Here is a 10574-nt window from a genome sequence, read left to right as displayed (position 1 = left end):
TCTTCAGTTCAAACCTGTTACTGTTTTTCGGTCTCTTTCGAAACCGGTCGCTCACTCAACGTACTGACGAATGATTAACCTGCCGGTGTGAATCCACCCCAGCAGGAAAACCTTCCTTTAATACTCGTGTGAGACTTGATACTTTCGCTTCCGGCAGACTCCGGGGAGTCCACCGCGCGTCGCGCATCAAGCGCCCACACTTATCGGCTGTTAATTTTTAAAGATCGAGTCCGCATTCACTACCGAATCCGCACCGCGCTGCCCACCTGCGCAACCACCGGCACCGCTTCGTTCTGCGTCGCTGCATCAGCAGCAGAGAAACGAGATTATGAAGAACTTTCGCTACATCGTCAACAGGTTTTTATCACTTCCTGAACCCGCTCACGTCGCGCAAAGCCTTGCCACGACTGGCTCTCCCGCTTCCCGTGCCCCGGCGTCCGGAGCACGAAAGAGCGAGATTCTAGCGAGCCGGACCCCGCCTTGCAAGCGTTATCTGGAATTTATTTCAGAGCGCCTTTTCCATGTGCCTCGGGCTTATCGACAACTGGCACTTCCACGTCGGACATCGGGACGTGCGCCGCCGGGGCGCCGATCGTCCAATCGTGCAGCACGGTATAGGCAACCGCCAGCAACGTTGGGCCGATGAAAACACCAAGGAAACCAAAAGCAAACGCACCGCCCAGGATACCCAGCATCACCAGGATCAGCGGCATGTCGCTACTCTTGCCGATCAAAATCGGCTTGATGACATTGTCGGACATGCCGACAACCAGCACGCCCCACACAACCAGAAAGATTGCCCAACCCGTTGCGCCGCCGTGATACAACCAGATCGCCGCGGGCAACCAGACGATTACCGGGCCACCGGGTATGACTGACAGAAAGAATGTCGCCAGCCCAAGCAGCGCCGGTGCCGGGACGCCCGCAATCCAGCATCCGAATCCGGCAAGAATGCCTTGCACAAGCGCAGTGCCGAGGATTCCGTAGACCACGCCCTTCACCGTGCTGCCAGCCAGTGTCAACAGATAATCGGCGCGTTCGCCGGCAATACGCCGCATGCCCGCCCGCAACCAGGCCGCCGCGCCCTCCCCGCCGGTATAAAAGAAAAACGCGAGCACGATACTCAGCGCCAGCAATCCCAGACCGTGCGTAACAGCGATCGCAGCCGCCAGGATCCACTTACCGGCCGGCGCCGCAAGCGCACGCATTTGCGCGATCAGTTCGGAGTTGCTACTTGTTACATTCGCCCAAAACGCCTCGATGTTCGAACCGACCAGCGGAATTCTCCCCACCCACGGCGGCAGATCCGGCAAGCCAGCCTCAAAGAGCCGCTGTACTACCGCGACGATCTCATGCACGTGCGCACCGAAAGCAAAGCCTGCATACACAAACGGGCCAAGCACCACAACCAGAATGATGAGCACGATCAATGTCGCGGCCAGCTTCCGCCGCCCACCAACCGCCGCAGTGAGCCGCCGGTACAAGCCCCACGAGCTATAACTGAGGATGGCGCCCCACAGCAGCGCAGTCGTAAAAGGCGCAAGCACCAGCAGCGAGCCGCCCACCAGTATGATCAACGCGAACACTGCGGCGAGACGCTCAATCAGTTGGTCCGATTTCACTATGAATCTCCTGTTGCGCCAGACCACAGCGACGAGTAGACATGCACCTGCCAGGCGCCCACTGACCGCAGTCAGTATAGAAGCGAGTCCCGCTCCCGGGCATGTCTTATATCATCCGGCCAGGATGCCATGCAACGCATCTGACAGCGCTCGCCACAGCCTTATTTTCAAGGCGAGAAGGTCCCAATCCATCCCGCATAGTCAGCTAAATAATATGGCGGCATAGAAAAGACTAGAATATAAGGTTCTGTGCCCCCCAAATTCTGGATTTATGCGCTCGCGAATCGCCAAACGTCTCCCCCCCGATGCCGACAAGCTTGTCGGTCTTTCGCTCGCGCTTTTCGCGTCGGGCAGCCGCACCGAGGATCGCTTCTGGGAAGCGAAGCTCGATGTGTTGCTGGCCAAGATCATCCGCAACGCCAACCAGACAACGCTGGACGCCGCGCTCGATCATCTGCAGCAGAATCATCCTGATGCTTACGGCGCACTCGCCGACATGGCGGAAACGCACAGCGAGTCGTTCGTCCTCGAACACGAAGGTGTTCCTTATGAGGCGCTGCTGATTGCTGCGCCGGTGCTGGCCTGGACTCGTTACATGATTCCTTCCGGCCCGCTCAAAACGGACGCGGCCGATGCGTTGCGCGCGCATCTGCAGGCGCACGTGCTCGCGGCCAATACGCGTGTCGCCATGGTGCCGTTCCTTTACAGCATCGACCAACTGCCGCGTCACCACGTCGAAACCTGGCGTATTGCCCAGCAGCTCGCTCAGGCAGCTATGGCCGGCGGCAACGTCAAACTTAATTTTGGTGAACTGCCGGAAACCTCGCCAATCCTCGCCGACCCGCGTTTTCTGCTGGCCGTCGTCGCGGCGCCGGTAGGCGAGCCAGCATTTCGCTGGCAGGAGGAGGAGAACGGCAGCCGGATCGAGCGCGGTCAATGCCTCGAACAATGGGCGACGCAAGGCGGCGCCAATCTGTCGCTGGTGCTGCCCGGATGTGAATTCGAGTGCCTGCTGCCGGATGCCTACTATTCAGCCTGCCGCGACGCGGACGAAAGCGTGCGCCCTCACACGGTACGTACCGCTGTGCGTTATCTGTTCGACACAATCGGCACGGCCCCACAGGAGTTGCGCGCGGTTGTCGCAGGCTTCGGCGAGCGCCGGATCGACGAATATCGCGTCGGCTTCACACGCAAGGGCAGCAATGATGTGATCTACGGCGTCGTGTGGCCACTTTATGGCCGCGAAAATGGCGAGCCCGGCATTGATGAAGAACCGCAAGAGACGGCCGCATCAGACGACCCGCTCGAAGAAATCGTCGCCTTGCTCAAGGAAACCGGCGTGACAGACGTGCGCCGTCACGCGGGCCGCTTCGAGCCGGAATATTGCGATGACTGCGGTGTCCCCCTCTATGCCGACCCGCTCGGCGAAATCGTCCATGCTGAAATGCCGGAGGACGCGGAGCCCGCGCAACCGCATTTCCACTGATTAACAGGTGCCGGCGTCACTGCGCCGCGGCGTCGACATCAAGAAGCCCCGCCGAGCGCGGGGCTTTTTTATGTCATTCCTCCTATGCCTTTTGGACAGGCCGTCAAAACGAAGGGAATTTGTCATCATGGTGGCGGTGGCGCATCGTCATGCTCCCGGCACCCCGCCGGCCCGCACGCATCGCGCCACCTCGTCCGATTCATCTGGAGACATGGCATGCGATTCTCAATACTCAACTCAGACGCGGAACGACGCGACGGACTCAAGGCACTACTGCGGCAAATCGATCGGTTGGCCCGCTTTAACGAAGCACAGGATTGGCGTCAGGTTGAACGTACCCTCAAGCGCCTGCTGCCCGACCTGCTCGTGATCGATTGGCAGGACTGGATGTCGGTTGACGATGCCCGTCATCTGCTCAGCCATTACCCGGACCTGCGCATTGCCGTGCTGACCGACGACGCCTCTCCAGCCGTCGTGCGAAACCTCATGGACGAAGGTGTGCTCGGCGTGATTCCGCGCGAAACCGACCCGTGCCTGATCGTGCGCGCTTTAGAGATGGTTCTGCTGGGCGGTCACTATGTGCCGCCGGGAGCGTTGGCACTCAACCCTCCGCTGCCGCCGGATTCCGCCATCCGGCCATTCGACGAAAAAAATCCACCACCGCGCCGGAGCAGACTTTCCACCGGTCTGTCGCCCCGCCAGCAGCAGATCATGCGCTGCGTCCACATGGGCAGCACCAACAAGATGATCGCGCGCACGCTCGGTATCAGTGAGGGCACCGTCAAGATCCACCTGACCAGCATATTCCAGCAACTCGGAGCGCCTAACCGCGCCGCCGCGGTCGCGCTTTACAACGGCTGGCTGTCGGCTCATTTGCAAGTACTGCGCAACGATCACGAAGGTCCGGTTCGTCCGGTCATGGGGCAAGCTGGCGTGGTGCCGTTGCGGCGCCGTACGTCACGGCGTTTCCAGTATCCGTTGCCCGCGAACGACACGGCGGGCGCGCTGCCAATGGCAGCCGAACCGAACACGCCATACGGCGACGCGCCCGCCGGACCGGCATCGGAACAGGCTACGCAAGGTCCGGCATGACGTCAGCCGGCGCGCGCACCAGAATCGGAACACGCACTTTCTGGCAGCGTTCATGCCGGCTGGCATGGAATCCGCTCACACCTTTTCTCGTCCAACGAGTAATATGAGATACATGGGTTTCCTCTACACACCGCTTCCGTTCTGGGTCGCTGTCGGTGGCTGGATCGCCACTGCGATAGTGGTCGCGCTCGCGCTGTGGAAAAATCCTTTCAAACGACTTCAAGACGGCACACTCCAGCATGTCTGGCTCGCGATCATTGTCGCCGTGTCGGTGCTGTGGGCGAGCAACGCCTGGCTCGACGACGGCACGGTCATGCATCTGCTCGGGGCCACGCTGGTCGTCACGTTGTTCGACTGGGGACTCGCGCTGATCGCCATGGCAATAGTCACCGGTCTTGCCGCCGTCGTCTTCGACGCTCCCTGGCAGGGCATAGCAGTGACTTTTCTCGTGTTCGGTGCGCTGCCTGTCGGCATTTCGACCTTGATCCAGCGCGCCAGCATCGCGTGGCTGCCGCGTAACCTCTTCATGTTTATCTTCGGCCAGGGTTTTGTCTCACCCGCCATTGCCGTATCGTTCACGGCGGCCGCCGCACTCGGCATCCACATCGCGCTCGCCGACGGTTCGATGACCGTAGTGCCGGCTGGCTACGCGTTCAGCGTGCTTCTGCTGGCCATCGGCGAGGCATGGTTCACGGGCATGTCGACGGCGTTGATCGCGGTCTACCGACCCGCGTGGGTTACTACTTATGATGTACGCCGATATCGATTGGGTGGCCCACGCACCTGACACGGGTGCGGCATCAAGCACCTATCCGTGACAATCGGCCATCTCGGCCCACATGGCGCCTGAGTTCACGCACCACGACAGGACAAAATATTTGTGTCAGGATTGAACTCATCCCTCTCGCCAGGCATCTTACGTGCCTCATGTCTCATTAGCGTCTAACGAACTAGATGGATCGCACCAACGTACCGCGCCGATTGCTGCGGTTGGTCGGCCGGTTAGCAACATTTGCAGCGAGTCTCTCGCTCATTTGCACTGCTCCCGCATACGCCGATCAACTCGAACAGCACAACGATCTCGTCAACAAATTTGTCAATGACATGCATGCGGATCCGCTTGTTGCGGATTGCGCCGCTCATGGCAACTTCGTTGCAAGTACATCGACCGCTTTCGACCATGTCGAATTTCCGCCCAGTTCCTTCGACAGCGCGCATGCGTCGGTCACCCCCTGGAACGATTCGTTCGACGAGGGCAAGCAGCGCGTCAAGGTAGATAACATCGTTACCGTCGAGGGCCTCGGCATTCCCCAGAGCGGTGGCGATCCAGCCGATCTCAAATTCCGCTGCGGCTACGTCGGTTCACAGATGCTCGCGTTCAGCTGGAACGATCCGGTGCCGCCCGCCCGGGCGCATAGCTCCGGCTCTGGCGGATCGCGAGCGTCCTCCGGCAAGCATAAGAGCGTGAAGGGCAAGCACGCCGCCAGCGGCAAAACCACCAAAAAAGCGACCGGAAAGACGTCCAAGGCAAGCTCGGGGAAATCTTCGCGAGCAACTTCCAGCAAATCTTCTGGCAAGTCTTCAAGCAAATCGACCGCAAAGAAGTCCCCGGCGAAAAAGTCTCAATAAGACTCAATAGCGAGCATGACCTACGGCCGTTTCAATAACCTGCGCCGCGTGTCATACCCCCAAAAAAAACGGGGCACACACTTTAGAAGTGTGTGCCCCGTTTTTATACGGTGTCCGTTCAGGCAAACGTCTCTACGTGCCGCAAAATCGCCTGCAGCATGGCGGCGCCCAGCGACGCGCTACGCTCGCCATTCCAGCCCACCCGCTCGTCCGGCAAGTTGGCGTTGTCCTTGAACGGCATCTCCAGCGTCAACGACAAACAACCGAATTCGTTGCCGATGTACTTTGAAGCCAGTTTGAGCGCGTCTTCACGATACTTGCTCGCAGCATAGCCGTACTTGTCCTGGAAATCCGGACTCGCATGCTTGAATGCTTCAATGAACGCTTTCTGCTCTTCTCCCTGCCGCTCCGTGAAACCGGGCAGCATTTCGGAGCCGGCTACGAAGACGTACGGCAGCGCCTCGTCGCCGTGGATATCGAAAAAGAGATCGCAACCGGTCGCGTGAATCGCGTCACGCACCACCAGCACCTCCGGACTACGCGCGGCGTCCGGCTCCATCCATTCGCGGTTCAGGTTCGCACCGGTCGCGTTGGTGCGCAGATTGCCGTGCACGCTGCCGTCCGGATTCATATTCGGCACGATGTAGAACACCGCGTGATCGTAGAGCTTGCGCGCCACCGGGTCGCCCGCCCAATCGCCCCAACCGGCGAGCCGCTTGACGAGACCCTCGATAAACCACTCGGCCATCGTCTCGCCAGGATGCTGGCGCGCGATCAGCCAGATTTTCTTTTTCGGCGTGTCGCCGGTTTGCGGTGTGCCAAGCGTCAGCAAAGACATCGGCCGACCTTCGACGGTCTTGCCCAACTCCGTCAGCGTGGCCTGCGGCATCTGCTGGATCGCACCGAGAAACTCCGAATGACGCTCCTCGCTATACGGCTCGAAATACGCGTAATAGACGCGGTCGAAATCCGGCGTATGGTCGATCGTCAACACACGGCCATCGTAAGAGGTCGGCACACGGAACCAGTTTACCCGGTCATAGCTTGCCACCGCCTGGTAGTCGCGCCAGCCTTCGGCGAAAGCGCATGCCGCGGCATTCTCGAAGGTCATCACGCAGCGCTCGCCGGCCGCGCCGGACAAACGGAAATAAAACCACTGCGCGAACTCGGCGTGACTGTCGGGCCGCACGCGCAGACGAATGTTGCCGGCGTCTTCGCAGGCCAGCACTTCGATCGCGCCCGCGTCGAAGTTGCTCGTAATCGATAACGTCATGATGTTCTTCCCTGCTTGTGCACGCCGCAATCGCCTAGTCGGCGATACGGCGACGAAATACGTAGGTGGAATCGTTCGAGGCCTCGGCGTTGAACGCGTAGCCTTCGGCGTCGAAATCCTTCAACTGGTCGGGCCTGTCGAGACGGTTTTCGACCGCGTAGCGCGCCATCAGGCCCCGCGCGCGCTTGGCGTGGAAACTGATGATCTTGTAGCGGCCGCCCTTCCAGTCTTCAAACACGGGGGTGACGATCGGCGCTTCGAGCACCTTGGGTTTGACCGACTTGAAGTACTCACCGGAAGCGCAGTTGACCAGCACGCGTGAAGCGGCAGCGCGCTTCTTCAGTTGCGCATTCAAAGCCTGCGTGATCCGTTCGCCCCAGAACGCGTACAGATCCTTGCCGCGCGTATTGGCAAACCGCGTACCCATTTCGAGGCGGTACGGTTGCAGCAGATCGAGCGGGCGCAGCAGCCCATACAGGCCGGAAAGCACCCGCACGTGATTCTGCGCGTAATCCAGATCGGCCGACGACAAGGTCCTGGCGTTGAAGCCTTCATACACATCGCCGTTGAACGCGAGCACGGCCTGCTTGGCGTTGTGCGTGCCGAAACTGCGCGACCAGTCTGCGTAACGCTGAAAATTGAGGTGGGCGAGCTGATCCGAAATACTCATCAACGAACCGATTTGCTGCGGCGACAAAAGGCGCAATCCGCCAATCAATTCGGCCGCATCGTCGACGAAATCGGGGATCGTGTGCTTTTTGACATGCGCAGGGGTTTCGTAGTCAAGCGATTTCGCCGGTGACAGAACGATTATCATAGAGGCCTTGCAGGCACGCCGTGCCTGGCGGTCAAAGACGAAAGCCAGATTGTAACGAATGCCCGGTTCCCATGCCTCACACGGCGCTTTGCGCGTCGTCCTCGATTCCAATGTCTGGATCGATATTCTCGTGTTCGACGATCCGCACACGCGGCCGATCCGCGCCGCGCTCGAAAGCGGCGCGCTAGCCGCGCTGATCGACGCGCGCTGCCTCGCCGAGCTTACCTACGTGCTCGACTATCCGCAATTCGTGCATCGCAATGTCGACAAAGCGGCGGCGCTGGCCGTCGTTGCACGCCTTGCGCAGTTGGTCGAACCCGCCGCCCCTGCGGAAGATGCCAGGCCATTGCCCAAATGCAAAGACCGCGACGACCAGAAATTCCTCGAACTCGCGCACGCCGCGCAGGCCGACTGGCTGGTGTCGAAAGACCGCGCGGTACTGAAACTCGCCAAGCGGATTGCACGCGACTTCGGTTTCCAGATTGCACAGCCGGCACCGTTCGTCAGCGCGTGTATGGCAGTCGGGCCGGCGTACCTATGACCCCTGGCCGGATGGCCAACAATGAGGCGAACGCGCGCACGTAGCGCCGCGATTCCCTACAATCAGGCTTCGTCCTTTTCAAACGACGCCCTCCGTTCACTCGCCTACTCACTCGACCACGCTCCGGACAGCGCCATGAATGCACCGCACGACACGCCCATGAGTCCCTCGTTTCCGTCTCGTCTGCCGAACGTCGGCACAACGATTTTCACCGTGATGAGCGCGCTCGCCGCCGAAAAAGGCGCGGTGAACCTCGGCCAGGGTTTTCCCGATTTCGGCTGCGATCCCCGCATTGTCGACGCAGTGGCGAACGCCATGCGCGACGGCCACAATCAATATCCGCCGATGGCCGGCGCCGCGCCGCTGCGTCAGGCGATTTCGGACAAGATCGCGAGCCTGTACGGCCGCTGCTACGACGCCACGAGCGAGATCACCGTGACGGCGGGCGCCACCCAGGCGCTGCTAACCGCGATTCTCTGCACCGTGCATCCGGGCGACGAAGTGATCGTGATCGAGCCGAACTATGACAGCTACGTGCCGTCGATCGAACTGGCCGGCGGCAAGCCGGTATTCGTTACGCTCGAAGCGCCCGACTACGCGATCCCGTTTGACAAGCTCGCCGCCGCGATTACGCCGAAAACGCGCCTCCTGCTGATCAACACGCCGCACAATCCGACCGGTACGGTCTGGCGTGCGGAAGACATGCGCAAGCTCGAAGAAATCGTGCGCGGCACCAACGTGCTGATTCTCTCCGATGAAGTGTATGAACACATGGTGTACGACGGCGCACCGCACGAAAGCGTGGCGCGCTATCCGGAACTGGCGCAGCGCAGCTTCGTCGTGTCGAGCTTCGGCAAGACCTATCACGTCACCGGCTGGAAAGTCGGCTACGTCGCCGCGCCCGCCGCGCTCACCGCTGAATTTCGCAAAGTGCATCAGTTCAACGTGTTCACGGTCAACACGCCGATGCAGGTCGGCCTCGCGGACTACATGAAGGATCCGGCACCGTATCTGGACCTACCCGCGTTTTATCAGAAGAAACGCGACTTCTTCCGCGCCGGCCTGGCGAATTCACGCTTCAAGCTGCTGCCTTGCACAGGCACCTACTTTCAGTGCGTCGATTATTCGGCGATCAGCGATCTTCCCGAAGCCGAATTCGCGCAATGGCTGACCGGCGAAATCGGTGTCGCGGCGATTCCAGTGTCGGCGTTCTATCACGAGGCACACGAATCGGGCGTGGTGCGCTTCTGCTTTGCGAAGCAGGAAGCCACCCTCGCCACCGCGCTAGACCGGCTGGTGCGGCTCTAGAGTGCCCTGCGCGATGCTGCGAACGAAGCCACGTTCCTCGCCATCGCGCGCAGCAGTTCACGCGTGCGTTGCACGCGCAGGTTCGTGTCGCCCGCCGCGCGGCCATCGCCTCGCTTCACGCCGGGCGCGAGGCCGCGACAGCCGCTTTACGGTCCTCGCTCACGCGCTGCGCGGCCGGCCGGGAGTTGATCGCCTTCACATAGCTTTTCCAGTCCACGCCAGCGTCGAGCAGGAAATCGCGACCATAGACGATCTGCGTCGCCATACCGACCAGCGGCAGGCTCACATACCCTGCTGCGTCGGCGACACTGAAACGCTCGCCGCGCAAATAAGGCGCGAATTTCGCGATCCGCTTGAAGCCGGCGATGTGATGCACGAGCAGCTTCTCGACACGCCCTTTGGTCGCGTCGGTCACGGTCCCGCCGAAGAACGCTTCTTTATAGAGGTTGCGTACGGTCAGTTCGAGATGCACATCCACGAACGTGATCAACTCGCGCTCCTTGGCCGCTTCCCATGGGTCAGCGGAGAAAATCGCCTTGTCGGGAAAACGCGCGGCCAGATATTCGACAATGGCTTGCGATTCGCACAGATCGCCCTGTTCAGTCTGAATATAGGGCACCTTGCCGAGCGGAGAATGCTCGAGCATCGCCTCTTCCTGGCTCGGCTTCACGAACACTTCTTCGAACGGAATGCCGTGTTCGAGGAGCACGAACTTCACCTTGTTGTAATAGTTAGAGAGCGCGAAACCGCACAGCTTGATCATCGGGTGTCCCCTTTCTTAAGTTTGTTTGAGACCGCCCGTCAAA

General features: G+C 60.4%; 10 protein-coding genes. 6 read left to right on the top strand and 4 right to left on the bottom strand.

Translation table 11 applies throughout. From position 1 onward, the window contains the following. Positions 1-500: 500 nt before the first annotated feature. A complete protein-coding gene (locus HWX91_RS23285; RefSeq protein ID WP_028196974.1) occupies positions 501-1622 on the bottom strand; it encodes an AI-2E family transporter in 1122 nt (373 codons plus the stop codon). A 271-nt stretch (positions 1623-1893) separates the two neighbouring features. On the opposite strand from HWX91_RS23285, the gene HWX91_RS23280 reads away from it, so the two are divergent. The 4 genes from HWX91_RS23280 to HWX91_RS23265 all read left to right on the top strand — a co-directional run bounded on the left by HWX91_RS23280 (position 1894) and on the right by HWX91_RS23265 (position 5829). Next, the gene (locus HWX91_RS23280) at positions 1894-3108 is read left to right on the top strand and encodes a DUF2863 family protein (protein WP_028196973.1); all 1215 of its coding nucleotides are present in this window, start codon (positions 1894-1896) and stop codon (positions 3106-3108) included. A gap of 216 nt (positions 3109-3324) precedes the next feature. Next, positions 3325-4200: a LuxR C-terminal-related transcriptional regulator gene (locus tag HWX91_RS23275; protein WP_028196972.1), complete on the top strand. Its 876-nt coding sequence runs from the start codon at positions 3325-3327 to the stop codon at positions 4198-4200. Positions 4201-4312: 112 nt separating this feature from the next. Then, complete coding sequence (locus HWX91_RS23270) at positions 4313-4987, top strand: energy-coupling factor ABC transporter permease (protein WP_025648076.1); 675 nt, start codon at positions 4313-4315, stop codon at positions 4985-4987. Positions 4988-5154: 167 nt separating this feature from the next. Further along, positions 5155-5829: a BspC domain-containing protein gene (locus HWX91_RS23265; RefSeq protein ID WP_028196971.1), complete on the top strand. Its 675-nt coding sequence runs from the start codon at positions 5155-5157 to the stop codon at positions 5827-5829. A 118-nt stretch (positions 5830-5947) separates the two neighbouring features. Here the strand turns inward: HWX91_RS23265 and HWX91_RS23260 are convergent, their stop codons facing one another. Then, positions 5948-7102 carry a M14 family metallopeptidase gene (locus tag HWX91_RS23260; protein ID WP_028196970.1) on the bottom strand — a complete coding sequence of 385 codons (1155 nt, stop codon included), beginning with the start codon at positions 7100-7102 and terminating at the stop codon, positions 5948-5950. A 34-nt stretch (positions 7103-7136) separates the two neighbouring features. After that, the gene (gene yaaA / locus HWX91_RS23255) at positions 7137-7919 is read right to left on the bottom strand and encodes a peroxide stress protein YaaA (RefSeq protein ID WP_025648043.1); all 783 of its coding nucleotides are present in this window, start codon (positions 7917-7919) and stop codon (positions 7137-7139) included. Positions 7920-7977: 58 nt separating this feature from the next. On the opposite strand from yaaA, the gene HWX91_RS23250 reads away from it, so the two are divergent. Together HWX91_RS23250 and HWX91_RS23245 are read left to right on the top strand one after the other, a co-directional pair. Then, on the top strand, positions 7978-8460 hold the full coding sequence (locus HWX91_RS23250) for a putative toxin-antitoxin system toxin component, PIN family (RefSeq protein ID WP_028196969.1): 483 nt from the start codon (positions 7978-7980) through the stop codon (positions 8458-8460). Positions 8461-8595: 135 nt separating this feature from the next. Further along, complete coding sequence (locus tag HWX91_RS23245; RefSeq protein ID WP_028196968.1) at positions 8596-9768, top strand: pyridoxal phosphate-dependent aminotransferase; 1173 nt, start codon at positions 8596-8598, stop codon at positions 9766-9768. 115 nt (positions 9769-9883) lie between these two features. Here HWX91_RS23245 and HWX91_RS23240 read toward each other — a convergent pair whose 3' ends face one another. Continuing rightward, on the bottom strand, positions 9884-10531 hold the full coding sequence (locus tag HWX91_RS23240) for a glutathione S-transferase family protein (RefSeq protein ID WP_028196967.1): 648 nt from the start codon (positions 10529-10531) through the stop codon (positions 9884-9886). Between the last annotated feature and the right edge of the window lie 43 nt (positions 10532-10574).

Origin of the sequence: Paraburkholderia fungorum, from assembly GCF_902833645.1 — a bacterium.
Taxonomy (GTDB): Bacteria; Pseudomonadota; Gammaproteobacteria; order Burkholderiales; family Burkholderiaceae; genus Paraburkholderia; species Paraburkholderia fungorum.
Note: the sequence above shows the minus strand (reverse complement) of the source record. Positions and strands in the feature narration are given on the sequence as shown.

Excerpts from the sequence above, each read along its gene's own strand:
- HWX91_RS23280 (WP_028196973.1), top strand. The coding sequence starts at position 1,894 with ATGCGCTCGCGAATCGCCAAACGTCTCCCCCCCGATGCCGACAAGCTT.
- HWX91_RS23275 (WP_028196972.1), top strand. The coding sequence starts at position 3,325 with ATGCGATTCTCAATACTCAACTCAGACGCGGAACGACGCGACGGACTC.
- HWX91_RS23270 (WP_025648076.1), top strand. The coding sequence starts at position 4,313 with ATGGGTTTCCTCTACACACCGCTTCCGTTCTGGGTCGCTGTCGGTGGC.
- HWX91_RS23265 (WP_028196971.1), top strand. The coding sequence starts at position 5,155 with ATGGATCGCACCAACGTACCGCGCCGATTGCTGCGGTTGGTCGGCCGG.
- HWX91_RS23260 (WP_028196970.1), bottom strand. The coding sequence starts at position 7,102 with ATGACGTTATCGATTACGAGCAACTTCGACGCGGGCGCGATCGAAGTG.
- yaaA (WP_025648043.1), bottom strand. The coding sequence starts at position 7,919 with ATGATAATCGTTCTGTCACCGGCGAAATCGCTTGACTACGAAACCCCT.
- HWX91_RS23250 (WP_028196969.1), top strand. The coding sequence starts at position 7,978 with ATGCCCGGTTCCCATGCCTCACACGGCGCTTTGCGCGTCGTCCTCGAT.
- HWX91_RS23245 (WP_028196968.1), top strand. The coding sequence starts at position 8,596 with ATGAATGCACCGCACGACACGCCCATGAGTCCCTCGTTTCCGTCTCGT.
- HWX91_RS23240 (WP_028196967.1), bottom strand. The coding sequence starts at position 10,531 with ATGATCAAGCTGTGCGGTTTCGCGCTCTCTAACTATTACAACAAGGTG.